27 protein-coding genes and 1 pseudogene are annotated in these 25,414 nt (G+C 71.4%); 20 read left to right on the forward strand and 8 right to left on the reverse strand.

Going from position 1 to position 25,414, the window contains the following annotated elements; all coding sequences use genetic code 11:
- Positions 1 to 11 precede the first annotated feature (11 nt).
- The 8 genes and pseudogenes from trmD to COUCH_RS08190 all read left to right on the forward strand — a co-directional run.
- Entirely contained in the window at positions 12 to 776 is a 765-nt protein-coding gene (trmD, locus tag COUCH_RS08155) for a tRNA (guanosine(37)-N1)-methyltransferase TrmD (protein ID WP_249611467.1), read from the forward strand.
- A gap of 155 nt (positions 777 to 931) precedes the next feature.
- Entirely contained in the window at positions 932 to 1,291 is a 360-nt protein-coding gene (rplS, locus tag COUCH_RS08160; protein ID WP_249611468.1) for a 50S ribosomal protein L19, read from the forward strand.
- Between the two features lie 227 nt (positions 1,292 to 1,518).
- Positions 1,519 to 2,403, forward strand: coding sequence for a signal peptidase I (lepB, locus tag COUCH_RS08165; RefSeq protein ID WP_249611469.1), 885 nt, complete (start codon positions 1,519 to 1,521; stop codon positions 2,401 to 2,403).
- Positions 2,400 to 3,050 carry a signal peptidase I gene (gene lepB, locus COUCH_RS08170; RefSeq protein ID WP_249611470.1) on the forward strand — a complete coding sequence of 217 codons (651 nt, stop codon included), beginning with the start codon at positions 2,400 to 2,402 and terminating at the stop codon, positions 3,048 to 3,050. The genes lepB (COUCH_RS08165) and lepB (COUCH_RS08170) overlap by 4 nt, the downstream gene beginning before the upstream one ends.
- A gap of 53 nt (positions 3,051 to 3,103) precedes the next feature.
- Positions 3,104 to 3,577, forward strand: coding sequence for an NUDIX hydrolase (locus COUCH_RS08175; protein WP_249611471.1), 474 nt, complete (start codon positions 3,104 to 3,106; stop codon positions 3,575 to 3,577).
- Entirely contained in the window at positions 3,577 to 4,452 is an 876-nt protein-coding gene (locus COUCH_RS08180; RefSeq protein ID WP_249611472.1) for a ribonuclease HII, read from the forward strand. Before COUCH_RS08175 ends, COUCH_RS08180 begins: the two co-directional genes overlap by 1 nt.
- Positions 4,449 to 4,772, forward strand: coding sequence for a DUF2469 domain-containing protein (locus COUCH_RS08185; protein ID WP_014447123.1), 324 nt, complete (start codon positions 4,449 to 4,451; stop codon positions 4,770 to 4,772). The genes COUCH_RS08180 and COUCH_RS08185 overlap by 4 nt, the downstream gene beginning before the upstream one ends.
- A 31-nt stretch (positions 4,773 to 4,803) precedes the next feature.
- Positions 4,804 to 5,265, forward strand: a pseudogene (locus COUCH_RS08190) (M23 family metallopeptidase); the annotation flags it as partial.
- Positions 5,266 to 5,270: 5 nt separating this feature from the next.
- Here COUCH_RS08190 and COUCH_RS08195 read toward each other — a convergent pair.
- Both COUCH_RS08195 and COUCH_RS08200 read right to left on the reverse strand, forming a co-directional pair.
- Entirely contained in the window at positions 5,271 to 6,455 is a 1,185-nt protein-coding gene (locus tag COUCH_RS08195; RefSeq protein WP_249611473.1) for an aminotransferase class V-fold PLP-dependent enzyme, read from the reverse strand.
- A 64-nt stretch (positions 6,456 to 6,519) separates the two neighbouring features.
- Positions 6,520 to 7,398 carry a tyrosine recombinase XerC gene (locus tag COUCH_RS08200; RefSeq protein ID WP_249613621.1) on the reverse strand — a complete coding sequence of 293 codons (879 nt, stop codon included), beginning with the start codon at positions 7,396 to 7,398 and terminating at the stop codon, positions 6,520 to 6,522.
- A 915-nt stretch (positions 7,399 to 8,313) separates the two neighbouring features.
- Between COUCH_RS08200 and COUCH_RS08205 the strand changes: the two genes are divergently transcribed.
- Positions 8,314 to 8,811 carry a DUF6636 domain-containing protein gene (locus tag COUCH_RS08205; protein ID WP_249611474.1) on the forward strand — a complete coding sequence of 166 codons (498 nt, stop codon included), beginning with the start codon at positions 8,314 to 8,316 and terminating at the stop codon, positions 8,809 to 8,811.
- A gap of 49 nt (positions 8,812 to 8,860) precedes the next feature.
- Positions 8,861 to 9,316, forward strand: coding sequence for a pyridoxamine 5'-phosphate oxidase family protein (locus tag COUCH_RS08210; RefSeq protein ID WP_249611475.1), 456 nt, complete (start codon positions 8,861 to 8,863; stop codon positions 9,314 to 9,316).
- A 536-nt stretch (positions 9,317 to 9,852) separates the two neighbouring features.
- Here the strand turns inward: COUCH_RS08210 and COUCH_RS08215 are convergent.
- Both COUCH_RS08215 and COUCH_RS08220 read right to left on the reverse strand, forming a co-directional pair.
- A complete protein-coding gene (locus tag COUCH_RS08215) occupies positions 9,853 to 10,257 on the reverse strand; it encodes a winged helix-turn-helix domain-containing protein (RefSeq protein ID WP_249611476.1) in 405 nt (134 codons plus the stop codon).
- 685 nt (positions 10,258 to 10,942) lie between these two features.
- Positions 10,943 to 11,149: a hypothetical protein gene (locus COUCH_RS08220; protein ID WP_249611477.1), complete on the reverse strand. Its 207-nt coding sequence runs from the start codon at positions 11,147 to 11,149 to the stop codon at positions 10,943 to 10,945.
- Between the two features lie 895 nt (positions 11,150 to 12,044).
- Between COUCH_RS08220 and COUCH_RS08225 the strand changes: the two genes are divergently transcribed.
- Positions 12,045 to 12,203, forward strand: a complete 159-nt coding sequence (locus tag COUCH_RS08225; RefSeq protein ID WP_249611478.1) for a hypothetical protein — start codon at positions 12,045 to 12,047, stop codon at positions 12,201 to 12,203.
- Between the two features lie 1,043 nt (positions 12,204 to 13,246).
- Positions 13,247 to 13,432 (forward strand): DNA-binding protein, encoded by a 186-nt coding sequence (locus COUCH_RS08230; protein WP_249613622.1) that lies wholly within the window; start codon positions 13,247 to 13,249, stop codon positions 13,430 to 13,432.
- 152 nt (positions 13,433 to 13,584) lie between these two features.
- Here the strand turns inward: COUCH_RS08230 and dprA are convergent, their stop codons facing one another.
- Genes dprA through COUCH_RS08245 form a run of 3 tightly spaced genes read right to left on the reverse strand, consistent with a single transcriptional unit; the run spans position 13,585 to position 16,667 of the window.
- Positions 13,585 to 14,736, reverse strand: a complete 1,152-nt coding sequence (gene dprA / locus COUCH_RS08235; RefSeq protein WP_249613623.1) for a DNA-processing protein DprA — start codon at positions 14,734 to 14,736, stop codon at positions 13,585 to 13,587.
- Positions 14,737 to 14,767: 31 nt separating this feature from the next.
- Complete coding sequence (locus tag COUCH_RS08240; protein WP_249611479.1) at positions 14,768 to 16,306, reverse strand: YifB family Mg chelatase-like AAA ATPase; 1,539 nt, start codon at positions 16,304 to 16,306, stop codon at positions 14,768 to 14,770.
- Position 16,307: 1 nt separating this feature from the next.
- Positions 16,308 to 16,667 carry a YraN family protein gene (locus tag COUCH_RS08245; RefSeq protein ID WP_249611480.1) on the reverse strand — a complete coding sequence of 120 codons (360 nt, stop codon included), beginning with the start codon at positions 16,665 to 16,667 and terminating at the stop codon, positions 16,308 to 16,310.
- A gap of 145 nt (positions 16,668 to 16,812) precedes the next feature.
- On the opposite strand from COUCH_RS08245, the gene COUCH_RS08250 reads away from it, so the two are divergent.
- The 8 genes from COUCH_RS08250 (at position 16,813) to COUCH_RS08285 (ending at position 25,032) form a co-directional block, all read left to right on the forward strand.
- A complete protein-coding gene (locus COUCH_RS08250; protein ID WP_249611481.1) occupies positions 16,813 to 17,604 on the forward strand; it encodes a hypothetical protein in 792 nt (263 codons plus the stop codon).
- Positions 17,605 to 17,982: 378 nt separating this feature from the next.
- Positions 17,983 to 18,900, forward strand: coding sequence for a 30S ribosomal protein S2 (gene rpsB / locus COUCH_RS08255; RefSeq protein WP_249611482.1), 918 nt, complete (start codon positions 17,983 to 17,985; stop codon positions 18,898 to 18,900).
- 78 nt (positions 18,901 to 18,978) lie between these two features.
- Positions 18,979 to 19,809, forward strand: a complete 831-nt coding sequence (tsf, locus tag COUCH_RS08260; protein ID WP_249611483.1) for a translation elongation factor Ts — start codon at positions 18,979 to 18,981, stop codon at positions 19,807 to 19,809.
- A 102-nt stretch (positions 19,810 to 19,911) separates the two neighbouring features.
- Positions 19,912 to 20,676, forward strand: a complete 765-nt coding sequence (pyrH, locus tag COUCH_RS08265; protein ID WP_199511873.1) for a UMP kinase — start codon at positions 19,912 to 19,914, stop codon at positions 20,674 to 20,676.
- A gap of 56 nt (positions 20,677 to 20,732) precedes the next feature.
- Positions 20,733 to 21,290, forward strand: a complete 558-nt coding sequence (gene frr, locus COUCH_RS08270) for a ribosome recycling factor (protein ID WP_249611484.1) — start codon at positions 20,733 to 20,735, stop codon at positions 21,288 to 21,290.
- A complete protein-coding gene (locus tag COUCH_RS08275) occupies positions 21,290 to 22,693 on the forward strand; it encodes a phosphatidate cytidylyltransferase (protein ID WP_249611485.1) in 1,404 nt (467 codons plus the stop codon). The genes frr and COUCH_RS08275 overlap by 1 nt, the downstream gene beginning before the upstream one ends.
- Positions 22,694 to 22,727: 34 nt before the next feature.
- Positions 22,728 to 23,906, forward strand: a complete 1,179-nt coding sequence (rlmN, locus tag COUCH_RS08280; protein ID WP_199511875.1) for a 23S rRNA (adenine(2503)-C(2))-methyltransferase RlmN — start codon at positions 22,728 to 22,730, stop codon at positions 23,904 to 23,906.
- Between the two features lie 40 nt (positions 23,907 to 23,946).
- Positions 23,947 to 25,032 (forward strand): DivIVA domain-containing protein, encoded by a 1,086-nt coding sequence (locus tag COUCH_RS08285; RefSeq protein WP_249611486.1) that lies wholly within the window; start codon positions 23,947 to 23,949, stop codon positions 25,030 to 25,032.
- Positions 25,033 to 25,098: 66 nt separating this feature from the next.
- Here COUCH_RS08285 and COUCH_RS08290 read toward each other — a convergent pair whose 3' ends face one another.
- A complete protein-coding gene (locus tag COUCH_RS08290; protein ID WP_249611487.1) occupies positions 25,099 to 25,326 on the reverse strand; it encodes a DUF2631 domain-containing protein in 228 nt (75 codons plus the stop codon).
- Positions 25,327 to 25,414: the final 88 nt, after the last annotated feature.

A 25,414-nucleotide genomic window follows, 5' to 3' on the forward strand; every position in this document is an offset into this window, starting at 1 on the left:
GGTTCTCCGCCGTGCGCGTCGACGTCATCTCCATCTTCCCGGAATACTTCTCGCCGCTGGACCTGTCGCTGGTCGGCAAGGCCCGGGGCACCGGGATCCTCGACCTGTCCGTGCACGATCTGCGGACGTGGACCTCCGACGTGCACCGCACCGTCGACGACACCCCGTACGGTGGCGGCCCCGGCATGGTCATGCGCCCCGAGCCGTGGGGCCAGGCGCTCGACGCGGTGACCACGGACGCCGCGACGCTCGTCGTGCCGTCCCCGGTCGGCAAGCCCTTCACCCAGGCCGACGCCGCCGCCCTCGCCGCGCTGCCTCATCTGATCTTCGCGTGCGGCCGCTACGAGGGCATCGACCAGCGGGTCCTCGACGACGCCACGACCCGGATGCCGGTCCGCGAGATCTCCCTCGGCGACTACGTCCTGTTCGGCGGCGAGGTCGCGGTCATCGTGATCCTGGAGGCGGTCACGCGCCTGCTGCCCGGGGTGCTCGGCAACGCCGACTCGCTGACCGAGGAGTCGCACGCTGCGGGGTTGCTGGAGGCGCCGGTCTACACCAAGCCCGCGTCCTGGCGAGGCCTGGACGTACCGGAGATCCTGCGCTCCGGCGACCACGGCCGGATCGCGCGGTGGCGGCGGGCGCAGTCGTTGCTGCGGACGGCGTCCCGGCGGCCCGACCTGTTCGAGGCCTATCCCGCGGAGAAGCTCGACAAGAAGGACCGGGCCGCGCTCGAGGAGGGCGGATTTCGGATCCCGGGGCCGGGTGTGGCAAAGTAGGGAGGTTGCCGTTCGTCCCCACGCCGTGGCGGATGGACGAGGATCTTCCCAGCAGGCTGCCTAGCAGTTCGGGATGGCAGCAGTCCGGGGAGATCAGAATCACCCATTCGCGCATCGAACTCCCGGTGCGCATTGAGTAGCACAAGGATGCAGCGATGAACACGCTGGACGATCTCGACGCCCAGTCGCAGCGCACCGACATTCCCGACTTCCGCGCCGGGGACACGCTCAAGGTCCACGCCCGGGTCGTCGAGGGCAACCGCTCCCGCGTCCAGGTCTTCCAGGGCGTCGTGATCAGCCGCCAGGGCGGTGGCCTGCGGGAGACCTTCAAGGTCCGCAAGATCAGCTTTGGCGTCGGCGTGGAGCGGACGTACCCGCTCAACAGCCCGGTGATCGACCGCATCGAGGTCGTGACCCGCGGCGACGTGCGTCGCGCGAAGCTCTACTACCTGCGCGAGCTCCGCGGCAAGAAGGCCAAGATCAAGGAGCTCCGCGAGAAGCAGACCGTCAGCTGAACCCCGTGCCGGTCCGAGCCGTATTCACTCGGACTGACGTTTGCTGCGTGGGCGAACTACGCTTGCGCCAGTGACGGATGGGATCAGCGCCGGCACGGCGATCGCCGCGCCGGTAGGCCATTCGCACTACCGCCCGACAGCGCCCCGCAAGGCGCCGGCCGGGCGGTAGTGCTGTATCCGGGGCGGGTCGGCCCGGACGGCGGCGGGAGAAACGTAGCGTGGAACCGATGCAGGGCTACCGGGGCACCTCCTCCGGGCGGCGCCGCGGGCGGGTGATCCGGCGCAAGGAGATGCCGCTGTGGCAGGAGCTCCCGCTGCTGCTCGTGGTGGCCTTCTGCCTGGCCGTGCTCATCCGTACCTTTCTGGTCCAGGCGTTCTTCATCCCGTCCGGCTCGATGGAGAACACGCTGCTGGTCGGCGACCGGGTTCTGGTCAACAAGGTCGTCTACGACATGCGCGACCCGATCCGCGGCGAGATCGTGGTGTTCCGCGGCACCGACAACTGGGCCCCCGAACAGCCCACGCAGCCCGTCAGCAACACCTTCGGCGCCAAGCTCGGCCGCACGATCGGCGACCTCGTCGGCGTCAGCCGCCCGGGGGAACGCGACTTCATCAAGCGGGTCATCGGGCTCCCCGGCGACAAAGTGGCGTGCTGCGACGAGAAGGGCCGCATCACCGTCAACGGCGAGCCGATCGACGAGCCGTACGTCGAGGAGAACTCGCCGCTCGACCAGCCGCCCAACCCGCGCCAATGCAGCAGCCGGCGCTTCGCCGAGGTGACCGTCCCCGCGGGTGAGATGTTTGTCATGGGCGACCACCGGCTCGTGTCCCAGGACGCGCGCTGCCAGGGCCCGGTGCCGATCGACAACGTGATCGGGCGGGCGTTCGTCGTCGTGTGGCCCACCAGCCGCTTCACCAGCCTCACTGTTCCCGACAACTGGAAGGCGTATGCGGCCGCGCACCCCGTCGGGGCCGCTCCGCTCGGCGCCGAACCGGCCCGTGGGCCCGATCCGGTCACCACGACGGCAATGCTGCCGTTCCTCTTAAGTGTCGGCGTATCCGCGCGTTCCGGACTGTGGTTACGGCCGCGGCGACGTAGGCTCCGTTCGTGATTGACGAGCAGACCGGCGAGAAGCGCCGTGGGTCCTTCTGGCGCGAGCTGCCCATCCTGCTGGGCGTGGCGATCCTCGTCGCCTTTCTGGTGCGCGCCTTCGTCCTGCAGACCTTCTACATCCCGTCGCCGTCGATGGAGCACACGCTCAACATCTGGGACCGGGTGCTGGTCAACAAGCTCGTGTACGACTTCCGCGACCCCCGTCGCGGCGAGATCATCGTCTTCAAGGCGCCGACGGACTGGCAGAGCGGCACCGAGGGCGAGGACTTCATCAAGCGCATCATCGGCGTCGGCGGCGACCACCTGGTCTGCTGCGACGCCCAGCAGCGCCTGATGGTCAACGGCCACTCGCTCGACGAGCCGTACATCTACAAGGACGAGCAGGGCAACCAGGACCCGGCCGCCGACGAGCCGTTCGACATCACCGTGCCGAAAGGCCGGCTCTGGGTGATGGGTGACCACCGCTCCGCCTCCGGTGACTCCCTGGAGCACTGGGAGCAGACGGAGAACATCGAGGAGGCCACGATCAAGGCCGACTCCGTGGTCGGGCGCGCCTTCACCATCTTCTGGCCGGTCAACCGCGCCACCTGGCTGCCCGTGCCCGACCAGTTCGACGCCATCCCGGACGCGGCGCCCGCGAAGTAGGCCCGGGCCGGACCCCGGGTCAAGATCGACGCCCGGCGCAATAGGCTGGGCGGGTGACGTACATCGACCGGCGCGCCGCACGGGTGCTCCTGATCGACGCCGCCGGGCGCGCGTTGCTGCTGCACGGCGGCGACCCGGCCCAGCCCGGCCGGCTTTGGTGGCTCACGCCCGGCGGCGGCCTCCACGACGGCGAGACACCCGCTCAGGGGGCCGCACGGGAGCTGTTCGAGGAGACCGGCCTGCGGGTGGACCCCGCCGAGCTCGGCGAGCCGGTGCACAGCGAGGTGACCGAGTTCAGCTTCAACGCCCGGCTGTACCGGCAGGAGCAGGACTTTTTCGCGTACCGGCCGCCGGAATGGACCATCGACGACACCGGTCTCGACGCCGACGAGCGCCACAGCATCATCGGGCACCGCTGGTGGACCATCGCCGAGATCGAGGCCGCGGACGAGGAGATCTACCCGGCCGGGCTCGCGGAACTGCTGCGGCGGTGCGCGGCCCAGGGCGTACCGTCGGGAGGTTTCTGATGCTCGCTCCGCCACGCACCGTCGTCCGCCGCGAAGGCGGCCTCTACGCCCTGGAGCGGGCGCTGCAGCGCCGGGGTTTCCGCAACGTGGCCGGCGCCGACGAGGCCGGCCGCGGCGCCTGCGCCGGGCCGCTCGTGGCCGGCGCGGTCATCCTGCCCGAGGGCCGGCGCGGCGAGATCGACGAGCTCGCCGACTCCAAGCTCCTCACCCCGGCGGCGCGCGAACGCGTCTACGACGAGGTCGTCAAGCGCGCCCTGACCTGGTCCGTCGTGATCGTCCCGCCGGCCGAGGTCGACGCCCGCGGCCTGCACGTCTGCAACCTGGCCGCGATGCGCCGCGCGCTGGCCTCGCTGACCACCATCCCGGACTACGTGCTCACCGACGGTTTCCCGGTCGACGGCCTCGGCGCACCCGGCCTCGCGGTCTGGAAGGGCGACCGCGTCGCGGCGTGCGTCGCGGCGGCCAGCGTGCTGGCCAAGGTCACCCGGGACCGGCTGATGGTCGAGCTGGACGGGCAGTTCCCGGACTACGGGTTCGCGGTGCACAAGGGCTACATCACCGACGAGCACAGCGCCGCCCTGAGCGCCCACGGGCCGTGCGTGGAGCACCGGTTCTCATATGTGAACGTGGCGACGGCATCCGGGCGGGTGAACCGGCCGCCGCGGGCCCGGCGGCCCGCTCCCGTTCCGGCGGCGCCGTCGCTCTTCGACGCCCCGCTCGACGGCGCCTCGATCGCCGGCTCGGGTGGCGCTTCCGCCGAGCCGCTGATGCTGGAGGCCGCGCTGGAGGGTACCGTCGGCGTGGCGTCGGGCGAGCAGCCTCGGCCGCCGGTGCCGGTGGGGGAAGATGAGGCCATGGAGGGCGAGAAGCGATGAGCGCAGAGGATCTCGAGAAGTACGAGACCGAGATGGAGCTGCAGCTCTACCGGGAGTACCGCGACATCGTCCGCCAGTTCTCGTACGTGGTGGAGACGGAACGCCGCTTCTACCTGGCCAACCAGGTGGATCTGCACGTGCGTAACTCGGACGGCGAGGTCTACTTCGAGGTGGAGATGCACGACGCGTGGGTCTGGGACATGTACCGCCCCGCCCGCTTCGTGAAGAACGTCCGCGTGATGACCTTCAAGGACGTCAACGTCGAGGAGCTCGAGAAGCCCGACATCTCCCTGCCGGACGACGCCGGCTTCGGCGGCTAGAGGTTATCCACAGGCCTTCCGCGGCAACCGCGGCGGATCCGGCACGATGCCGGGCATGGCTCTCCTGCTGTCGCTCCTGCTGTCCCTGACCGCCACGTGGCCGGTCGCCGACCCCCAGGTGACCCGCCGCTTCGACCCGCCGCCGCACCCGTGGCAGGCCGGCCACCGCGGCGTCGACCTGGCGGCGCCGCCGGGCACCCCGGTCCGGGCCGCGGCGGCGGGCACGATCGTCTTCGTCGGCCGGATCGCCGGGCGGGGAGTGGTGAGCGTCGCCCACCCCGGCGGGCTGCGCACGACGTACGAGCCGGTGTCCGCGGGACCGCTGCACGTCGGCGACCCGGTCGCGGCCGGGCAGCAGCTCGGCACGCTGGCACCGGGGCATCCCGGATGCCCGTCCCCGGCCTGCCTGCACTGGGGACTGCGGCGCGGTGACGACTACCTCGACCCGCTGACCCTGCTCGGCGCCGGGCGGGTCCGCCTGCTCCCGCTGTGATCCGCCTACTCGTCGGCGAGCAGCTCGGGCAGGCGTTCCGCGAGGCGGTCGTATTCCTCCGCACGGTTGTAGACCTGGGCGCTCAGCCGCAGCCACCCGCGGCCGCCCCACGCGTTCACCGCCACCTCGGTCGCCAGCTTCTCCGCGATGCGCTGGCGCAGCAGCTGCGCCTCCGGCTGCGTCGTCGCGGTGCCGGCCGGCAGCGGCAGGATCCGCATCGAGGCCTCCGCCGCACCCGGGTCCGGCAGGTCGGCGGGCGCGAGGCCGAGGGCCTCGCCGACAACCCGCTGACCGTACGCCGCCAGCGCCGCATTGTGCCGTCGCACGGCGTCCACACCCAGCGTGCGCATCGTGAACAGCCCGGTGGGAGCGGCGAGCCACGGGCTGTAGTCCACCGTCCCCTGGAATTCCACCGACAGCGGGAAGCCGGCGTCCTGCTCCCACGACACCACCAGCGGCTCCACGCGCCGGCGCCAGGCCGGCGCCACCACCAGCAGCGCGGTTCCGCGCGGCGCGTACGCCCACTTGTGCAGGTTGCCCACCCAGAAGTCGGCGCCGATCCGGTCCACCTCGACCGGCAGCATGCCCGGCACGTGCGCGGCGTCGACGAACACCGGAATCTCGTGCGCCCGGGCGGCGGCTGCGATCTCCGCCACCGGCAGCACCTTCGCGGTCGGCGACGTCACCTGGTCGACCATGACCAGCTTCGTCTTCCCCGGCCGCAGCGCCCCGCGGATCCGGGACACGATCTCGGCGTCGCCCGCGTCCAAGGGCAACGCCACGGTCCGCGCGGTGGCGCCGTCCCGCCGGCACTGCCGCCGGGTCGCCAGCGCGTTCGAGCCGTACCCGTGATCGGTGAGCAGCACCTCGTCGCCCGGCTGCAGCCGCAGCGACTGCAACACCAGCGAGACGCCCGCGGTGGTGTTGGGCACGAGCGCGCTGCCCTCCGGGTCCGCGCCCAGGAACTGCGCCAGATGACGTCGGGTGTGGACGATCCGCTCGATGATCCCCGGCGCGGCGAAGAACGACATCGGGTTGCGCTCGACCTCGTCACGCAGCCGCTGCTGGGCCCGCTGCACGCCGATCGGCACGGCCCCGAACGAGCCGTGGTTCAGGTAGGCGGTGCCCGGATCGATCGAGAAGAGGAGCCGCGCTCCCGGAATGGGCGGGGGCGGATCTCCGGCGCTCACGCTGCGATCGTACGCGACGAAGCGGCTGACCTCGCGAATCTTTCTCTTTTCCCGGCCGGCACGGTCACGCCCGCGGGTGGGCCTGCTCGAACGCCGCCCGCAGCCGCTCCGTCGACACGTGCGTGTAGATCTGCGTGCTCGACAGCGACGAATGACCCAGCAGATCCTGCACGGCCCGCAGATCCGCGCCGCCGTCCACCAGGTGCGTGGCCGCCGAGTGGCGCAGGTCGTGCGGGCTGGTGTGCGGCAGCCCCGCGGACAGGGCGGCGGCGCGCACGATCCGGCGTACGACCGTCTGCTGCAGGCGGCCACCGCGCGCGCCGAGGAACAGGGCGTCACCACTGGTCGCGTGCGCCAGCTTCGGGCGGCCGTGCGCGAGCCAGTCGTCGAGGGCGCGCTGGGCCGGCACGCCGTACGGGACAGCCCGCTCCTTGGCGCCTTTGCCGAACACGCGGACCAGCCGGCGGGCCTCGTCGACGTCGGCGATGTCCAGGCCGCAGAGCTCGCTCACCCGTACGCCCGTCGCGTAGAGCAGCTCGAGGACGGCCCGGTCGCGTACGCCATGCGGATCGGCCGCGGCGACGACCAGCTCGGCCGCCTGCTCGGCGCGCAACACCGACGGCAGATCGCGATGCCCCTTCGGACTGGCCAGCTGCGCCCCCACATCGGCGGCAGCCAACCCCTGCCGATGCGCCCAGGCGGTGAAGACCCGGGCGGCCGCGGCCCGCCGTGCCTGCGACGTCCGCGCGGCACCGCCGGCCATCCGCTCGGCCAGCCACCCCCGCAGCACGGCGATGTCAAGGTCGCCGGGCGTGCCACACCCGGCCCGAACGGCATGGTCGAGCAGCGACACCACATCCCCGACGTACGCCCGCACGGTATGAGCGGACCGGTTCTCGACGCGCGCCAGATGCAGGCCGAACTCGTCGACGGCCTCGCGCATGGCGGGCGGCAACGCCTCGTGGGTCGCCCGGCTGCTCACCACGTCCTCACCGACCGTCCACGGATCTCCGTTGCTCTCCCGATGACGGGGTTTCTCATCGCGGACCTCCGGCGCCGTCGGTGGTCGGGGCGCTCATCGCGCCGCGCCAGCCGTCCGCGAATGTCCGGTCTCGTGCCGGTGGGGCGCTCACTGCGGGCTCGCCGGCTGTCCGCGGATCTCCGGCGCTTCGCCGGTAAGGCGCTCTTGAGGCGTTCTGGACACTCTGCTGGCGAGCGCTCCGGGGTCGTTCTGGGCACTCTGCCGGTGGGGTGCTCTTGGAGCGTTCCGCCGTTGGCGTGGATCCTCGAGGTGCCCGCACCGCTCGGGCGCGATCGCGGGCGCCGTGGCCATCCGGACCGCGCGCGGTCCGGCGGCGTCCCTCGGCTGCGCGGGTGGTCATCGGCATTGCTCCACGTGCCTATGATTCCCCATCAGGCCCGTTCTTTCGCTCCGGCGTCGCCGGGTCCGGGCAGTTCAGCGCCCGGATGGACGGGTCACGGGGGGAGCGACATGGCAACGACCGCAGACCGGGCGCCGGCGCGCCCACCGGCGGCTCGTCCACCGGCTGCGGGCTCACCGGCTGCCGCGCCACCGGCGGCTTATCCGCTGGCTGCGGGCTCACCGGCGGCTTATCCGCTGGCTGCGGGCTCACCGGCGGCTTATCCGCTGGCTGCGGGCTCACCGGCGGCTTGTCCGCTGGCTGCGGGCTCACCGGTGGCTTCTTCACTGGCTGTGGGTTCGCCGGCCGCCGGCCCGTCGGCGGCCTACTCGCCGGCGGTGGGCCCGGTGGCCGCGGCCGCACTGGCGGTGGGCCCACGGAGGGCGCGTCCCGCGTCGGGGGTCCGGTGGCTTGCCTTCACGGCTTCGGTCGCGCTGGTGGCCGCGCTCGTCGCCTGCTCGAGCTCCTCGGGTCCGCGCAACGACGGCGCCTCGACGCCGACTGTGGCCTCGAACGACGGTCTGGGCGACGCCCCGGCACCGAACGATTCCCCGGGACCCACCGAGGCTTCGCCGCAGCCCCGCCCCTCCGTGGTGACCGAGGCCGCGTTCGCTTCGCCGTCGGGCAACATCGGGTGCTACCTGACCGCGGAGGGCGCCCGTTGTGACATCGCCAAGAAAGCCTGGGCCCCGCCGCCGGCGCCGGACTCGTGCACCCTGGACTGGGGGTTCGGCGTCGCGGTCGGCAAGGCCGGTGAAGCCACCTTCACCTGCGCCGGCGACACGGTCCTGGGAGCGCGGGACAAGCTCGAGTACGGCCAGTCGCTGAAGGCGGGCCCGATCCGGTGCGACAGCGCGAGTGCGGGCATGCGCTGCGAGAACACCGCCACGGGGCACGGGTTCAGGCTTGCGAAGGAACAGTACGACCTTTTCTGAGCCGTCTTCGCCCGCACATTTTGTCGTACCCCTCTTCTAGGGTCGACCCATGGCCAGCTGGCACGAGATCGAGAAGGATCAATCGGAGTTCGCCGCCAAGGTGAAGGCCCGTTTCGACGCGGGTACCAACAAGACCATCGCCACCCTCCGCCGCGACGGCTCACCCCGCATCAGCGGCACCGAACTCGCCTTCACCGACGGCGAGATGACCTTCGGTTCGATGGGCGGCTCGATGAAGCTCCTCGACATCCGCCGCGACCCCCGCATCGCGATCCACAGCCCCACCCTCGAACCCCCGGCCGACCACCCGGAACAGTGGCTGGGCGAGGCAAAGCTGGCGGGGACGGCCATCGAGATCCCGGCGAGGGAGGAACATCCGGGCGCGGGCTTCTTCCGCGTCGACATCAGGGAGGTGTCGGTGGTGTACGTGGGAGAGCCGACCGACCACCTGGTGGTGGAGTCCTGGGACGCGACGCACGGCTACCGCCGCCGCGCCCGCCACTAGAGGATCGGTCCGAGCGGTCGATTCGCCTGAGCACACAGTCGGTGTTCTCGGCGCGGTCGCTTGTCCCGCTTCGCGCGCCGGCTGCCTCGGCGATGACGGCCTGAGCGCGCTTCCGCTGCTCGTGCCCGCCCGCTGGCCAGTTCGCGGCAGCTTGCTCGGCGTTCTCTGCCCGTCGGCCGACCGGACCGCCTGAGGTCGCTCGCGTTTCGTGCTGGGACTCGTTCGGCTGGTCGGTTCGTTTGGTCCGCTCGGAGCTCTCGGAGCTCTCGGAGCTCTCGGAGCTGCGGCTTGACCGGCGGCTCGGTCCCATGGGTCCGCTCGCGGTCCTGGGCGCTCAAGTCCGCCCGGCTGCTGGAGGCCCTCGGCGTTGCGGCTTGTCCGGCGGCTCCGTCTGATGGGTCCGCTCGCGGTCTTGGGCGCTCAAGTCCGCCCGGCTGCTGGGGGTCCTCGGCGTTGCGGCTTGTCCAGCTGCTCGGTCCGCTCAGGGCTTTCGGCGCGGGCGCTTCTTCGGCTGGCCGAGTGGTGGATGGGGCCGGTCAGGGCCGGGTGAGCTGTACCCGGTCCGCCGGGTAGACCGTGGTCGTGCCGTCGGCGGCCGTGACCACCAGCACCGGTACGCCCTCGCCCAGGCGGTGGGTGCGGCGTTCGGCGTCGGTCGGCATGCGGGCGCTCACCTTCTCGCCCCGGCCGAGGGTCACCATCTCCGTCGGCTCCGGTACCCGGACGAACGTGCCGCGCGGCCGGTCCACTGTGACCAGACCCTCGGTGCGGAGCTGACCGATGGCCTGCCGCACCGTGGTGCGGCTGATGCCGTACTCCTGCGCCAGGCGCAATTCGCTCGGCAGCGGCTCGCCCGGACCCAGGTCACCGGACTCGATCTGGTTGCGCAACAGATCGGCGAGCTGGCGGAACACCGCGCGGTCGGCCGAGGGATCGATCATGGCTGACACCGTACGTGGTCACGATGTTCCATAGCATTGTACGTACGACATGATGTCGGTACGATATCCCGGCCACGCTGAGAAGGCCGAGCTTGATCGCGTGGTGCACGGCGGCGGCGGTCGGCGGTTCCCAAGGTCCCGGCCGCCGTCTGCCATCACCGAATCGTCGAGCGGGAGCGTCCATGCCGCACAGGGGTTGGGAGGGCGAAGAGCCGCCCGCAGACCCGCCCACCGGTGCGAACTCCCTGCTCTGGCGCTTGTCCAGCGGCCTGTATCGCGACCATCGCCCCAAACCTGACGGCCAGGGTGACGTTGCCGCGGGCCTTTGCGCGGCCTGCGGCGGCTACTGGCCCTGCGTTGGCCGCCGGCTCGCGGAACAGGGCCTTGCAGCAGCATCCCGTACGGCCTGAGCACCGAGCCGCGGCTGGCTGATGGAGCATCGCTGGGTCCCGCCCTCCGCGCCCGCCGGCGCTCTCCAAGTTCTCGTGAACACGTGACGTCGGCTCACTCGCTGAACGTACGGATCACTTGCTGAACGTACGGATCACTTGCCGAACGAGCGGACCGCTCGCTTGACGTGCTGGTCACTTGCTGCACGTGCTGGTCGCTCGCTGAACGTGCGGGCCACTTGGTGACGGCGCCGGGCTTGTTGGAGGTTCCGCGCCTGATGCAACTCCGGCCACGGTCAGGGTGCCGGGTTCGTTGCCTTGATCCATCCAAGGAACCGGTCCCACAGATCCGGCGGCGGCATCTTGCCGTGCGCCCCGTAGTCCTCGACTGCCTGGGACAGGTACGCGGACATGTAGATGGTCAAGCTCGACGGAAACCGCTTGAACTCGACCAGTAGTTCCTCCTTGGCCTGCGCGCACGGCCAGGGTTGAGTGCAGGCCACACAATCCCAGCCTGGTCCTACGCCGACATGCGTGATGGCAGGCCACGGCATATCCCCGGACGACCTCACCACCGGCGGCCCCACCGCGCCGTGATCTCGGACCCGGTGAAGACCTGCCACCGCGAGGATCGATGCCCCACCGGCGCCGAAGGCGTTGCGCCCCAAGAGGTGGCAACCGTCGGGTCGCGGACGCCGTGACTGCGGCCGGACGCGATTCCGCCCGAATCCTCTGGCGAGGGCTTACCGGACGCCTTGCTGCGACGGCAGTTGGGGGAGCGAGGCGGCGTCGCGTTGGGCTGAGCGACGCGGGGTGATGTCGCGCTGGGCTGAGCGACGCCGCGTAGTTCCGAACTGGGCTGAGCGACGCGGCGTAGTGTCGAGCTGCGCTGAGCGAAGCGCGGTAGGGCCGCGTTGTGCTGACTGGAGCCGGGGAACGCCGTGATGCGCCGGCTCGCAGAGTTGATCGACGCCTTGCTGCACCGACCGGGGACGCCAATTGACGCCGCGTGACGCCACACCGGGCCGTTGGTTGATGCGTCACGCCGAGCCGGGACGTTGATGGACTTACAGCTGAGCCGGGTGCGAGCGGTCGCCGGCGAAAGCATTCGCCGAGCGGCGTTGTGCCACGGCGACATGATCGAGAACTGAGGCGCATTCGAGCGGACTACCGGGACCATCACGCCGGTCCCCGGTCTGCGCGGAACGCTTGCGCCGGCGTCAGGTCGCCCGCCCGCCCGATCTGCGCGAGCGGCATCGTCGGGGCGTTCCACTGAGGTGGCACCTTCGGGCCGCCCTGCATTGCACTTGCCGGGCCCGTGGCGCAGGTGGGAGAAACACGGCTTCGGCGAAGCTCCGGCAGGTCGGCGGCGCAAGCACGCGAAGGGAGGACCGCGAGGTGGCTCGGCCGGTCCGCAGCGGCGTGCGACGGGCGGACATGGAGATGGCCCGGCCGGTCGGCGTGCGGCGTGTGGACCGGGAGGTGGCCCGGCCGGTCGGCGGCGGCGTGTGGCGTGCGGACCGGGAGGTGGCCCGGCCGGTCGGCGGCGGCGCTTGACGTGTGGCTCGGAGTGTTCGGCGGATTGGCACTGTAGGTGTGCTGGGCGCGATCCGTCGGGTCAGCGGGGCGGGGCTGCGGTGCGCGGACCGGGTGGTGATTCGGCGGGTTGGGGGCGCAGGCATGTGTGGGACTGGCCGGCGTGGTGTCGACCGATTCGGGTTCGCCGGCTCGGACAGCAGTCAGCGGACGCGCCTGCGCGTCCGCTGACGTCCGATCGTCGAAGGGGTGGAGGGTGCCGGCGGCAACCGCGGGGGGATCGCCGTGCGTGTGAGTCCGGTGCAGGAGCGGCGTTGCGCCGTGGCGTGGTCGGTGCGGTGGCGGTGCGGCGGGCGAGGCGCGCTGCGGGGTGGGCCGTTGTCGCATCGGGGTTGTGAAGTCTCGTGGATGGCGTCTCCACTCTCCGGGGAGATCGTCGTACGGTGCCTCGTTAGCAGGGGAGAAGGTCGGCGGCGACAGGTGGGGGAACGGCGTAGGTGGCGAGGACGCTGCCGTGGGACCTCCAGCGCGGTCCGGTGATGCAGCTGCGGTGCCCTCGTGCCGGGTCTCGGGCGAAGGGGCGGCGAGGCTGGACGGTGCCGTGCGGGAGCCGCCCGGCTGTTGTCGCCGGCCGGGAAGCGTGACCGTGGGCTCGAAGTCGCCGAGGTCGTATCCGGTAGGGTGCCGCCTCGAGCGATCGACGTCGGCATCCGCGGCGGGCTGGAGCGTCTCACCACTCGCGGGGTCCGCTGCGGGCGGGAAAATCCCGGGGCGCGCAGGCGTCAGGGCGAAGGTTGGTCCGGACGTCGCCCGGGGCGGTACAGGAGACGGCAGCTGGTTGGCCGCCGGGCACGGGATCGAGTGTCCGCAAGCGCAGCGGCGCCACAGACTGCGCCATTGGCGTTTGTGGACGGGCGGATGAAGAGCCTGCTGAGGGCCCCTTTGACGTGGGATAGTCATGCGACAACCCTAGTTGACGGGTAACTAGCTGTCTTTCGCCAAGTTGACCTATGACTAATAGTCATGCGTCTACGGTCGATCATGTGGCTAAGTCGATCCGACTCATGGGTGCGCATGAGATCCGCCTCCGTCTGGGCGGAGTGAGCCGCCAGCGCGCGTACCAGATCACCAGCAGAGCCGACTTCCCCGCGCCGATCGCAGATCTCAAGCAGGGCAAGGTCTGGCTGGCCGAGGATGTCGAGGCGTGGATGAAGGTCCACCGCCGCGACATCGACGACGCGGAGGCATGACCCACCGGACCCCGGTGGGACCACCGCGCGGACGGGCCGATATGCCGCCGCGCGGCAGAAACATGCGCCCTCGCGCGGCAACATCGCACGCGAGGCGAGAGCGGTAAACGGCGCCTGAGTCCAGAGCGACTGCAGCAGGCGTACGGGCGATGTCATTGGCCGGTGCCGCCGCGGGCCAGCGCTATCCCGTTGTCCCGGCGTACCACCAGGCCTTTCATCTCCAGGAGCGACAGCCTCCGCAGAACGGTGCGTACGCCCAGCCCCGCCTTCGCCGCCAGCTGTTCCGGCCCCACCGCGCCGCGCAGCGGTACCGCCTCCAGCACCAGCGCCGACTCCTCGTCCAGGTCGTCGCGCACGTGATCACGCCCGCGAGCCGGCTCGGACAGGTATTCGCCGATCTTGCCGACCTCATCGAGGACATGGGCCACGTTCGTCACCACCCGCGCCTGCGGATAGCGGCGCAGTAACTCGTGGCACCCGACCGACATAGCCGACGTGATCGGGCCCGGGACGACCATCGCGTGACGATTGAGGGACACCACGCGGCTCATCGTCTGCACGGCGCCGCTACGTGCGGCAGCTTCGACGACCACCGTCCCGGCCGTGGCGGCGGCGATGACGCGGTTACGGATGAGGAAGCGGTGGCGCAGCGGCTCGGCGCCGGGGAGCCATTCGCTCATCAGCAGGCCGCTGTCCGCTATCTGTTCGAACATGGCGGCGTTGCCCATCGGGTACGGCCGGTCGACACCGCACGCCAGCACGGCGACCGTGCACCCGCCCGCCGAGAGCGCCGCCCGATGGGCCGCCGCATCGATACCGAACGCGCCGCCGGACACGACCGTCCACTCCTGCTCGGCGATCCCGTACGCCAGGTCGCTCGTGACGTGCACGCCGTACGGGGTCGCGGCCCGGGCGCCGACGATCGCCACCGAACGCTCGAACGCGTCACTGAGCGGCCGGGTGCCGCGTACCCATAAACAGAGCGGGGGGCGTACGTCGCGATTGATTCTTCCGGCGACGTCGAGTTCCAGAGTGGCCAGCGACTCGACGCCGGCCGGCCACTCCGCGTCGGACGGTACGACCACCCGGGTGCCGAGCCGGCGAGCCCGCCCCATGGCCACCTCCGCGATCCGCCGGGGGTCGCCCAGGCCCGAACGCGTCAGGACCGCCGTACGCAAAGCTGCTTCTGGAATATCGCCGTCGAGCAACCGCGAAAGCGTGGCCTCCGCGCCGTGCGCCTGCACGAGATGCCAGACGATGCGATTGCCGGGCTCGGCGAGCCAGGTGAGCGCCACGCGCGCCATCCGGTCGGCGTCGCTGTCGGCGGGTCTGCGGTCAACGTCCGGCTTGCCGGTCAATGGCTTCTCCCATTCTGAGTTGAGCGGCCTCGTCCACATCGGAGCCGGCCGGCCGGTCGCGCCCGTCGAGGTCCGCGATCGACCAGGCAAGCCGCAAGATCCGGTCGAATCCCCGCGCCGACAGCGAGCCGCGGTCGAGGCCTTGGCGGAGCGCCGCCGTCGCCTTCGGCGCCAGTCGCCAGGGAGGCCGCCGGAGATACGGTCCGGGGACCTCCGCGTTGACCCGCCAGCCTTCCGGCGCCCAGCGGGCCGCCGCCGCGGCGCGGGCGTCGGCGACGCGGCGCGCCACCGCGGCGGAGCTCTCGGCCGGCGCCGTCGCGGTCATGAGCTGGGCGGCCCGGATCGGTTCGAGCTTGATCTGGATGTCGATGCGGTCGAGGAGCGGACCGGACAGCTTGCCGATGTAGCGACGCCTCACCAGGGCGGTGCATTGGCAGTACTGGTCTCCGGCCGGGTTCGCGCAAGGGCATGGATTCGCGGCCATAACGACCTGCACTTGTGCCGGGTATTCCGTGTTGCCGCGGGCTCGGGCAAGGACGATCCGCCCGCTCTCGAGCGGTTGCCGGAGAGCCTGCAGGGTGGCGTTGGCGAACTCCGGGGCCTCGTCCAGGAAGAGCACCCCGCGGTGGGCCAGGGAGATGGCGCCCGGCCGGGCGAGCCCGGACCCGCCGCCGACGAGGGCGGCCAAGGTCGCGCTGTGGTGTGGTGCCTGGAAAGGAGGCCGCCGGACCAGCCTGCCGTCCGGAGGAAGGACACCGGCGATGGACTGCAGGGCTGTCACTTCCAGAGCCGAGGCGTCGTCGAGGTGCGGCAGGATCGAGGGCAGACGCTCGGCGAGCATGGTCTTGCCGGCGCCCGGTGGTCCGAACATCGCGAGGTGGTGGCCACCCGCAGCGGCGACCTCCAAGGCGTAGCGGCCCAGCTCCTGCCCGGCGATGTCCGCCATGTCCGGACCGGTGGCCACCGGCTCCGGGATCTGCGGTGGCGGTTCGAGGAGGTCGTCCTCACCCCGGATGAACGCGACCAGGCGGTGCAGCGAGTCGACAGCTTGCACCGTCACTCCGGGGACCATCGTCGCCTCGCGGGCGTTCTCCAGCGGAACTACCACCTGGCCGAGCCGGGCGGACGCGGCGGCAGCAACCATCGGGAGGATCCCCCGGACCGGTCGAACCGTCCCGTCGAGGCCGAGTTCGCCGAGCACCACGACGCCGTCCATGGGTGCCAGCGGCAGTTCACCCGCGCCGGCGAGCAGTGCGCACGCGATGGCGAGATCGAAGGAACTGCCCTGCTTCGGCAACGTGGCCGGGAGCAGGTTCACCGTGATGCGGCGATTGGGCCAGCGCTGGCCCGAGTTCACGACCGCGGCGCGTACGCGGTCCCTTGCCTCGTTGAGTGCCGTGTCGGGAAGCCCGGTCAGCACGAGGGCCGGCAGCCCGACGGAGAGATCGGCCTCGACTTCGACCACGTGTCCCGTCACCCCGACGAGGCCGACGCAGAGGACTCTGGCGTAGCTCATGTCAGAACGCCGCGCGCAGGTGCTCGACCCGGGCCGGTCCCTTCGGTTGCGCCACGACTGCCACCACGTCGAAGCGGACCTCCTGGGGCCGTACGGGCCTCTCGGTCAGCCATCGGGCCGCGAGCCGGCGCAGGCGCTTGACCTTCGTGGGGCTGATCGCTTCGGCGGGGGTGCCGTACGTGTCGCCGCGGCGGGTTTTCACCTCGCAGAAGACGATGGCCTGGCCGTCGCGGAGGATGAGGTCGATCTCGCCGTCGCCGCAGCGCCAGTTGCGTTCCAGCACCACCAGCCCCTGGTCCAGCAGGTGGCGTTCCGCGAGGCGTTCCCCGTACGCGCCGACCGCCCGTCTTTCGTTCGTCATGGCCGACACCTTGGCGCAGGTGGCGGCCGGGCCGGGGGCTGCCTGTGGACAGAGCGCGACTGTGGATAACCCCTGCGTCACCGTTGTCACGTGATAGGGGCTCACCGGTGGCACGACGCCTCCGCGTCACCTACGGTGCGGAATCGTGGACGCACATCGCCGGTACGCCGAAGAGCCGGAGCCCAGCTGGTACACCGGACAGCGGACGTCGGACGGGCAGGGGTCGTACGCGGCTCCGGCGCCCGGTTCGAGCCCTTATGACTCCGGCGTGCACGAGCGCCCCAGCGGCGCCTTCCGGTTGCCCGAGCAGCGACCCGCCGACCCGTACGCGAGCCCGGCGTCGTACGCCCCGTCCGACCCGGTGACGACGTCGGGCAGCTACGCGACGTCATCGGTCGACTCTGGTTCGATGCGGATCCCCGTACGCGGCCCGGAATATCCGACGATCCGGCCGACCAGCAACCCCACCTCGGCGGCCGACCCGGCACCCGCCTCGCCCGCGGTGTCCACCGTGACGACCACCACGACGTACGGGGCGGGCGCGCTGCCCGATGCGGCGGCCGCGCCGTCCGTTCCGGGGAGTTCGGCGTACAACGAGCCGACCAGCATGATCCCGCTGGCGGCGGGATCCCGGCCGGAGAGCGTCTACAACTCGCGCCGCCCGGTCACCGCGGTGATCTTCGCTGCGGTCACCGGCGTCCTGCTGGTTCCCGCGCTGCTTCTGCTCGTCCACGTGACGTTCGTGAGCGACCCGGTGGCGCGCGGCGTCGTGCCCGCCGTACTCCTGACTCTGGGGCTTCCGTTGACCGGTGCCGGGCTGTACTTCCTCGCCGGGGCCGGACGCGTCGCCGGCCGTGAGGCGTGGCTGCGTCCACCGCTGGCGTACCTTCCGATCGGTCTGGTCCTGCTCCTGGCGGCGGGCCTGGCCGTGGCGTGACCGTCGCCGCGGCCGACGCGGGCCGGCGCGGCGGGCAAGGCGGCGAAGCGCGACCGGCAGGAAGGTGCCCCGAGGGCTCGGTGGAAACGGTCAAACCGGACGTGGATCGCCGTTCGCGGCGGAAACCGGGCCGGCACCCCGCCCGGAAGCGGGCCCCGCAGCGCACGGCGTATGCTTGTCGACGGCGACCGTCTCGCGCGGTCGACCTCGCGCGCCCTCTGCCACGTGCCGTGCTCGATGAGTGCCTTCGATCATGAGCCGTCAGCGACGGCCCTCCCTGGTCCCGATCCGTCGGGCCCACCCTGGGCCGGCGACCGGGCGCCAGGACGCCCACCGCCGGTGAGCGTGACAACCAGGGAAAACAGGGAGCAACCCACCATGGCCGTCGTGACCATGCGCCAGCTGCTGGAGAGCGGTGTCCACTTCGGGCACCAGACCCGGCGTTGGAACCCGAAGATGAAGCGCTTCATCTTCACCGAGCGCAACGGTATCTACATCATCGACCTGCGCCAGACCCTCGACTACATCGAGAAGGCCTACGCGTACGTGCGGGACACCGTCGCCGAGGGTGGCCACATCCTCTTCGTCGGCACCAAGAAGCAGGCCCAGGAGGCGATCGCCGAGCAGGCGACCCGCGTCGGCCAGCCGTACGTGAACCACCGCTGGCTGGGTGGCATGCTCACCAACTTCCAGACGGTGTACAAGCGTCTGCAGCGCATGAAGGAGCTCGAGGCTCTGGGTGACCTGACCGGCACCGCCGCCGGGTACACCAAGAAGGAGACCCTCCAGCTGTACCGGGAGAAGACCAAGCTCACCAAGACCCTCGGTGGTCTGCGGGACATGACGAAGGTGCCGTCGGCGATCTGGGTCGTCGACACCAAGAAGGAGCACATCGCCGTCGACGAGGCCCGCAAGCTGGGCATCCCGGTCATCGCGGTGCTCGACACCAACTGTGACCCGGACGAGGTCGACTTCCCGATCCCGGGCAACGACGACGCGATCCGCTCCGCCGAGCTGCTGACCAAGGTCGTCGCCGCCGCCGTCGCCGACGGTCTCATCGCCCGCTCCGGCCGTAACCGGGGCGACGCCGATGCGAAGCCCGAGGCGACCGTCGCCGCCGGCGAGCCGCTGCCCGAGTGGGAGCGCGACCTGTACGAGGGCGCCGAGAAGAAGGCCGCCGACGCCGAGCCGGCTGCGGCCCCCGCCGCCGAGGCCGCCCCGGCCCCCGCCGCCGAGGCTGCCCCCGCTGCCGAGGCCGCCCCCGCCGCCGAGCCGGTCGCGACCGCCGCCGAGTAAGTCCGCCGACGCCGGCCGCCTGCGGGCGGCCGGCGTTCACCGACAGCCAGCGAGACTTCCAAAGGATCAGAGAGAGTCATGGCCAACTACACCGCCGCGGACGTGAAGAAGCTCCGCGACCTCACCGGCGCCGGCATGATGGACTGCAAGAAGGCGCTCGACGAGTCGGACGGTGACTTCGACAAGGCCGTCGAGTTCCTGCGCATCAAGGGCGCCAAGGACGTCGGCAAGCGTGCCGGCCGTACGGCCGCCAACGGCATCGTCAGCCACTCCGGCAAGGCGCTGCTCGAGCTCAACTGCGAGACCGACTTCGTCGCCAAGACCCCGGACTTCGTCGCGCTGGGTCAGCAGCTGGTCGAGCACGGCTCCAAGTCCAAGGCCGCGGACGCCGCCGCGCTGCTCGGTTCGAAGCTCGAGGACGGCCGCGCCGTCGCCGACGTGATCCAGGACTTCTCCGCCAAGATCGGCGAGAAGATCGTGGTGAACCGCTTCGCCGAGCTCGACGGCACCGTCGCGGTCTACCTGCACCGCAAGGCCCAGGACCTGCCGCCGCAGGTGGGCGTCCTGGTGCAGTACACCGGCAAGGACGACGAGGCCGGCGTCGATGACGCCCGCGCCGTCGGCATGCAGATCGCCGCCATGCGCCCGAAGTTCCTCACCCGCGACGAGGTTCCCGCCGAGACGGTCGAGAACGAGCGTCGTATCGCCGAGGAGACCGCGCGCGAGGAGGGCAAGCCCGAGCAGGCCCTGCCGAAGATCGTCGAGGGCCGGGTGAACTCCTTCTTCAAGGACTTCGTCCTGCTCGAGCAGCCGTCGGTCACCGACAACAAGAAGACGGTCAAGCAGGTCGCGGCCGAGGCCGGCATCGAGGTCACGCGCTTCGTCCGGTTCGAGGTCGGCCAGGAGTAATCCAGGCACCAGCGCACTGCGCGGGAGGCCGGGACGCGAGACAAGCGCCCGGCCTCCCCGTCACATAAGGTCTTCTGTTAGCGAAGGAAGGGCGGGGTCGGCATGACGATGGTGACCGAGCAGACTGTCGCGGTGGGCGAGGTCCCGGCGCAGCGACCCGATCGGCCCCGGCGGGTCGTTCTCAAGCTCTCCGGCGAGGTCTTCGGCGGCGGCGCGGTCGGCGTCGACCCCGACGTCGTGCAGGGCATCGCCCGGCAGATCGCCACCGTCACCCGCCGCGGCGTCCAGGTCGCGGTCGTGGTCGGCGGCGGGAACTTCTTCCGCGGCGCCGAGCTGCAGAAGCGCGGCATGGACCGCAACCGCGCCGACTACATGGGCATGCTGGGCACGGTCATGAACTGCCTGGCCCTGCAGGACTTCCTCGAGAAGGAGGGCATCGAGACGCGGGTGCAGACCGCGATCACGATGGCCCAGGTCGCCGAGCCGTACATCCCGCTGCGCGCGATCCGCCACCTCGAGAAGGGCCGCGTCGTGATCTTCGGCGCCGGCGCCGGCATGCCGTACTTCTCCACCGACACGGTCACGGCCCAGCGCGCCCTGGAGATCCACGCGGACCTCGTGCTGATGAGCAAGAACGGCGTCGACGGCGTCTACACCGCGGACCCGCGGACCGACCCCGACGCCCGCAAGATCGACCACATCACCTTCGCCGGCGTGCTGCAGCAGGGCCTGCGCGTCGCCGACCAGGCGGCCTTCAGCCTCTGCGAGGAGAACGGCCTGCCGATGCTCGTCTTCGGGGCCCAGGGTGACGACACGATCGTCCGAGCCGTCAGCGGCGAGAAGATCGGTACCTTGATCACCGCCTGATCCCGCGCCACAACCACCATCGGACGCATGAAGAGAAGCAAGGAGGCGACGGAGCGGTGATCGATGAGATCCTCTTCGAGGCCGAAGAGAAGATGGAGAGCGCGGTCGAGCACGCCAAGGAGGAGTTCGCCGCGATCCGTACGGGCCGTGCCACGCCGGCGATGTTCTCCAAGATCGTCGTCGACTACTACGGCGCGCCCACCCCGGTGACCCAGATGGCCTCCGTCGGCGTACCCGAGCCGCGCATGGTGATCGTCAAGCCGTACGACCAGTCGCAGCTCGGCGCGATCGAGCGGGCGATCCGCGACTCCGACCTCGGCGTCAACCCGAACAACGAGGGCACCCAGCTGCGCATCCACCTCCCGCAGATGACGGAGGAGCGGCGCCGCGAAATGATCAAGGTGGCGCGGCACAAGGCCGAGGAGGGCCGCGTGGCGATCCGCAACGTGCGCCGCAAGGCCAAGGAGCAGCTCGACCGCCTCGTCAAGGACGGCGACGCGGGCGAGGACGACGGCCGGCGTGCCGAGAAGGAGCTCGACGACGTCACGCACAAGTACGTCGGCGTCGTCGACGAGCTCGTCAAGCACAAGGAAGCCGAGCTTCTCGAGGTCTGATGTCGTACCTCGAGCCCCGCGGCGGGCATCCCGGCAGCCGGGCGTCTGATCCCTCCGACGCCCCGCCGCCGTACGCCGGTAACCGGCCGCCCGCCGAGGGGCTCATCCCGCCCGTCACCGGCCGCGGCGCCCCGGCGCCGCGCGCCGTGCCGCCTGGCGCGGCGCAGGACGGCGGCCCGCGCGGAGTGCCCCAGTCCGACGCGGCACCGCGCACCGCGGCGCAGGACGGTGGCCTGCGGGGAATGCCGCAGCCCGGCGCGGCACCGCAGAACGGCCCGCGCGCCGTGCCGCCGGCCGCGGCGCAGGACGGAGCGCCGACCGGACCGGTTCACGGCGGCAATCAGCCCGACCCCTCCTGGGCCCACCAGCCGACCGCGCCCAACTGGGTGACCGCGTCCCCTGAGCAGGTGACCGCGCCCTCGGACCACGCGGACCCGCCGTTCGTCCCCGAGCCGGCGTGGGCCGCGCCCACCGCCGCCACCTCGACCTCACAGGCGGAGTGGGAGTTGACCACAGCCGAGACGACCCGCCGTGGCCCGGGGAAGCGGCGTGCGGGACGGGACGGGCGGCCGGCGCCGCAGAAGCAGCCGGCCGGCCGGGCGGGACGCAACCTGCCCGCCGCCATCGCCGTCGGTGCGAGCCTGGTGCTGGTCGTGCTCGCGTCGATGCTCGTCTGGAAGCCTGCCTTCCTCGGTGTGATCGCGCTGGCCTCGGGCGTCGGGATCTGGGAGATGGTCCGGGCCCTCAAGGTCACCGGCGCGCGGCCGCCGCTGGTTCCGCTGGTCGGCGGCGGCCTGCTGATGACCGGCCTGGCCTGGTACGAGGGACCCGACGCGCTCGAGATCGGCCTGCTCGCCACCCTGCTGGCGGCCCTGGTCTGGCGCTTCAGCGAGCACAAGGTGGGCTTCCGGCGGGACATGGCGGCCGCCGCGCTCATCGCCGTGTACGTGCCGTTCCTGCTGAGCTTCGGCGTGCTGCTGGTCAAGCCGGACGACGGCCCCAGCCGGGTGCTGTGCACGCTGCTCGCCGTGGTGCTGTCCGACACCGGCGGGTACGCGGCCGGCGTCTTCTTCGGCAAGCACCCGATGGCGCCCCGGATCAGCCCCAAGAAGTCCTGGGAGGGCTTCGCCGGCTCGGTCACCGCGGCGGCGGTCGGCGGTGCCCTGCTCGTGTACTTCCTGCTGGACGTACCTTTCTATTGGGGTCTGCTGTTCGGGGCTGTGATCTCCGTCGCCGCGGTGGTCGGCGACCTGGCCGAGTCCATGCTCAAGCGCGACATCGGCATCAAGGACATGAGCAACCTGCTGCCCGGCCACGGCGGGGTCATGGACCGGCTCGACTCGATCCTGTTCGCGGTGCCGGCCGCATACCTGCTGCTCTCGCTGATCGCGCCGCCGGGGTAGGCGTGCGCGCCCGACGTGGGAGACTGGTTATGCCATGACGATTCTTCCGGTCATCCCGACCAGCCCCGACGCTCCCGACGCGGTCACCACGCGGCGTCGCCCCACCATGCCCCCGCGCCACCTCGCCGACCTCGACCTGGCCGGCCGGAAGGCCGCCGTCGCCGACCTGGGCGAGCCCGCGTTCCGCGCGAAGCAGCTCTCCACGCACTACTTCGGCCGGCTCGTGCGCGACCCGGAGGCGATGACCGACCTGCCGGCCGCCGCCCGCGCCCGCCTCGCCGAGGACCTGCTGCCGACGCTGCTGACCCCGCAGCGGGAGCTCGCCTGCGACGACGGCGCCACCCGCAAGACGCTGTGGCGGCTGCACGACGGCGCCATGGTGGAGAGCGTCCTGATGGGTTATCCCGACCGGATCACCGCCTGTGTCTCCAGCCAGGCGGGCTGCGGCATGGCCTGCCCCTTCTGCGCGACCGGCCAGGCCGGGCTGACCCGCAACCTGTCCGTGGCCGAGATCGTCGACCAGGTCGTCTACCTGGCCGGCGTCGCCGCGTCGGGCGCGGTCACCGGTTCGCCGCCGCGGCTGTCCCGGGTCGTCTTCATGGGGATGGGCGAGCCGCTGGCCAACTACCCCCGGGTGATCCAGGCCGTGCGCCGCCTCACCGCGCCGGCGCCGGAGGGCCTGGGCCTGTCACAACGGCACATCACCGTCTCCACCGTGGGGCTCGTGCCCGCAATGCGCCGGTTGATCGCCGAAGAGCTGTCGGTGACCCTTGCGTTGTCCCTGCACGCCCCCGATGATGATCTGCGCGATGAGCTAGTGCCTGTCAACCAGCGTTGGAAGGTGGCCGAGGTGCTCGATGCCGCGTTCGACTACGCGGCGCAGACCGGGCGTCGGATCTCCATCGAATACGCCCTGATCAGGGACGTAAACGATCAGCCCTGGCGTGCCGACCTGCTTGGCAGGCTGCTGCACGGCAAGCTGGCGCATGTGAACCTGATCCCGCTCAACCCGACACCGGGCAGCAAGTGGGACGCCAGCCCCAAGCCGGTCGAGCGCGAGTTCGTCCGCCGGCTGCGGGAGGCGGGCGTCGCCACCACGGTGCGGGACACCCGGGGCCGGGAGATCGACGGTGCGTGCGGCCAGCTGGCCGCAAGTGAGCTGACGGTGGTGGACGCTGGGGGCGCCGCCGCTGACGCGGAGGTGGCACGATGACTGGGCTCAGTTCCCAGCAGACGCGAATTTGGGAGACGTTGTGACGAGTCAGGGGCAGCGTTTCCGCCGTCGCGCACTGCGCCGCGGCTACAAGGTGGACGAGGTCGACGCCTTCCTCGACCGGGTCGAGGCCACCCTCGCCGGCGAGCAGGCCGGCGCGCCCGTCGGCGCCCAGGAGGTGCACGACGTCGTCTTCCGCGTGCGTTTCGGCGGGTACGACGAGTGGCAGGTCGACCTGCACCTCGACCGGGTCGAGCGGCAGCTGGCCGAGTTCGAGGAGCGTGGCGGCGGCGGCCCCGGAGCCGGCCGCGCCGAGGTCCGCATGCAGCCCGAGCCGATGCGCGGGGGCATGCCGCCCGAGCGCATGGGCGACCGGATGAGCCAGGCGCTGGGCCGCGGTGCCCCGCCCACCGAGCGTCTCCCCGCCCCGGTGCGCGACGATCGCCAGTTCGCCCGCGACGACCAGTTCGCGCGTGACGACCAGTTCGCCCGCGACGATCAGTACGCGCGTGACGACCAGTACGGCCGCGACCCGTACCTGCACGAGGAGCGCCTGCAGCCGCAGCCCATGCCGCAGCGGCCGCAGATGCCCGGCCCTGACCCGTACGGGCGCTACGAGGAGCCTGGCTACGGCCAGCAGCAACCGCCGCAGCGTCCCCAGGCCCCGCAGGGCTACGACACCGGTGGCTACGAGCAGTTCGAGCCCGGCCGGCACGGCAAGGCCGACATGACCGCGGAGATCCGCATGCCCGAGCGGGAGCGGGGCGGCTTCGGCGGCCCGGCGCCCATGAGCGCGCCCCCGATGAGCGGCCCGCCGATGGGTGGCCCGCCCATGGGTGGCCCCCCGCCGATGGGTGGCGGTCAGGGCGGCAGCCCCGAGCTCTACCGGGTGGACCAGCTGCGCCGCACGTTCCAGCCGCGGCGCTTCGGCAGCGGGTACGACCCGGTGCAGGTGGACCGCCTGTTCGAGAGCATCCTGCAGGCGATGACCGGTCGCGGCCCGATGCCGGTGCCCGAGAACGAGCTCGACACGCTGCAGTTCGGGCTGGTCCCCGGCGGCTACTTCGAGGCCGAGGTCGACGCCGCCCTGCGCGAGGTCAAGGACATCCTGCTGCGCGGCCGCTGAGCCCGGAACAACGCGGAACGGCCCGCTTCCCCGACGGGGAGGCGGGCCGTTCGGTGCTGAGAAGGGCTACTGGTCGTTGGCCTTGAGCCCGTTGCGCCGCAGCACCGAGTCGGCCAGCACGATCACGATGAGCAGCACCGCGATGCCGATCAGCCAGAGGTTCTCGGTGTTGCCCTCGTGGTTGCCCCACAAGTAGAGCAGCAGGATCGCGGCCGATCCGATGGCGCCCCGGCGGGCCCACTTGCGGTTGCCCGGCTTGAGCTGGTCAGGCGCGTAAACCGGCTCTTCTGCCACGACTCGGTCCTCCTCGAGGAAGCGGTGCGAACGTCATCGTCAGTCTCGCACGGCGGCTCCGCGCGCGGCTCACCAACCCGTACCCGGT

Source organism: Couchioplanes caeruleus (assembly GCF_023499255.1).
Classification (GTDB): domain Bacteria; phylum Actinomycetota; class Actinomycetes; order Mycobacteriales; family Micromonosporaceae; genus Actinoplanes; species Actinoplanes caeruleus_A.

Excerpts from the sequence above, each read along its gene's own strand:
- COUCH_RS08200 (WP_249613621.1), bottom strand. The coding sequence starts at position 7,398 with ATGCGCGAGGCCGTCGACGAGTTCGGCCTGCATCTGGCGCGCGTCGAG.
- COUCH_RS08230 (WP_249613622.1), top strand. The coding sequence starts at position 13,247 with ATGGGTGCGCATGAGATCCGCCTCCGTCTGGGCGGAGTGAGCCGCCAG.
- COUCH_RS08185 (WP_014447123.1), top strand. The coding sequence starts at position 4,449 with ATGAGCGCAGAGGATCTCGAGAAGTACGAGACCGAGATGGAGCTGCAG.
- rlmN (WP_199511875.1), top strand. The coding sequence starts at position 22,728 with ATGACGATTCTTCCGGTCATCCCGACCAGCCCCGACGCTCCCGACGCG.
- COUCH_RS08275 (WP_249611485.1), top strand. The coding sequence starts at position 21,290 with ATGTCGTACCTCGAGCCCCGCGGCGGGCATCCCGGCAGCCGGGCGTCT.
- COUCH_RS08210 (WP_249611475.1), top strand. The coding sequence starts at position 8,861 with ATGGCCAGCTGGCACGAGATCGAGAAGGATCAATCGGAGTTCGCCGCC.
- pyrH (WP_199511873.1), top strand. The coding sequence starts at position 19,912 with ATGACGATGGTGACCGAGCAGACTGTCGCGGTGGGCGAGGTCCCGGCG.
- rpsB (WP_249611482.1), top strand. The coding sequence starts at position 17,983 with ATGGCCGTCGTGACCATGCGCCAGCTGCTGGAGAGCGGTGTCCACTTC.
- COUCH_RS08180 (WP_249611472.1), top strand. The coding sequence starts at position 3,577 with ATGCTCGCTCCGCCACGCACCGTCGTCCGCCGCGAAGGCGGCCTCTAC.
- rplS (WP_249611468.1), top strand. The coding sequence starts at position 932 with ATGAACACGCTGGACGATCTCGACGCCCAGTCGCAGCGCACCGACATT.
- tsf (WP_249611483.1), top strand. The coding sequence starts at position 18,979 with ATGGCCAACTACACCGCCGCGGACGTGAAGAAGCTCCGCGACCTCACC.
- COUCH_RS08240 (WP_249611479.1), bottom strand. The coding sequence starts at position 16,306 with ATGAGCTACGCCAGAGTCCTCTGCGTCGGCCTCGTCGGGGTGACGGGA.
- COUCH_RS08245 (WP_249611480.1), bottom strand. The coding sequence starts at position 16,667 with ATGACGAACGAAAGACGGGCGGTCGGCGCGTACGGGGAACGCCTCGCG.
- COUCH_RS08215 (WP_249611476.1), bottom strand. The coding sequence starts at position 10,257 with ATGATCGATCCCTCGGCCGACCGCGCGGTGTTCCGCCAGCTCGCCGAT.
- lepB (WP_249611469.1), top strand. The coding sequence starts at position 1,519 with ATGCAGGGCTACCGGGGCACCTCCTCCGGGCGGCGCCGCGGGCGGGTG.
- dprA (WP_249613623.1), bottom strand. The coding sequence starts at position 14,736 with ATGGCGCGCGTGGCGCTCACCTGGCTCGCCGAGCCCGGCAATCGCATC.